This is a genomic window from Thermogutta sp., assembly GCF_014359955.1.
Lineage (GTDB): Bacteria > Planctomycetota > Planctomycetia > Pirellulales > Thermoguttaceae > Thermogutta.
Genome location: NZ_JACIYL010000991.1, coordinates 1 through 1000 on the forward strand (window position 1 = coordinate 1; position 1000 = coordinate 1000).

General features: G+C 61.7%; 1 protein-coding gene. It reads left to right on the plus strand.

Annotated features, from left to right (window positions below):
• A partial coding sequence (locus tag H5U08_RS18810) for an NHL repeat-containing protein (protein WP_297036695.1) occupies window positions 1–1000 on the plus strand: 1000 nt, incomplete at both ends.

Consider the following 1000-nt stretch of genomic DNA (forward strand, 5'->3'; position numbering starts at 1 on the left):
ATTGGGACGGGTGAGCCGGGCCTGCGAAACGGAGCGTTCGACGCAGCCCAGTTTTCCAGTCCTCAGGGGATGGCGCTTCTCGGCCAGGTCCTTTTGGTGGCAGACACGGAAAATCATGCGATTCGGGCGGTGGACCTCGAAAAACGCGTGGTGAGAACAGTGGCGGGAACAGGCCGTCAACTGCGCCGTCCCCCACCGATGCGCATGGGGGCACCCCTTTCCACCGAGTTGAGCAGCCCGTGGGATCTGTGCGTGGTGGGGGAGTGGATTTATATCGCGATGGCGGGCTGTCACCAAATCTGGCGGATGGATAACCAGTTCAGCCGGATTGGTCCGTACGCAGGAAACGCCCGGGAGGACATCGTTGACGGGCCGCTTCTCCCGCCGTCGCCGTACGCCTTGGGGTTTGCCTCCTTTGCACAGCCCAGTGGATTAGCCACCGATGGTCGATGGCTTTATGTGGCCGACAGTGAAGGAAGCTCCATCCGAGCTGTGCCGCTCCGGGGAGGTGGCGAGGTCCGGACGGTCGTGGGAACCGCCCATCTGATGGCCGCCCGGCTTTTTACGTTCGGGGATCGCGATGGGCCCGCCTCTCAGGTGCTTCTTCAGCATCCCATAGGGCTGTGCTATGCAGGGAAATTCCTCTATGTGGCCGATACGTACAATAACAAGATCAAGCGGGTGGATCCCCAGACCGGAGAAACCGTGACCGTGGCCGGTGACACCCAGCCGGGTAACAGCGACGATCCGCCCCGATTCGACGAGCCGGCTGGGATTTCGCCTGCTTCAGACTCCGTCCTCTACGTGGCTGACACGAATAACCACGCGATTCGCCGACTGGAGCTGGCCCCGACCGTTCGAGTAGCGACGGTGACCATCAAAGGCTTGCAGGCCCCGCAGATCAAACGCGAGAGTGAGCCGCCTCTCGCCGATGTTCGCTTCCTTTCTCGAGAAAAGGTTTCCGTGCGTGCCGGTTCTCCCGTGAAACTTCGCCTCGATC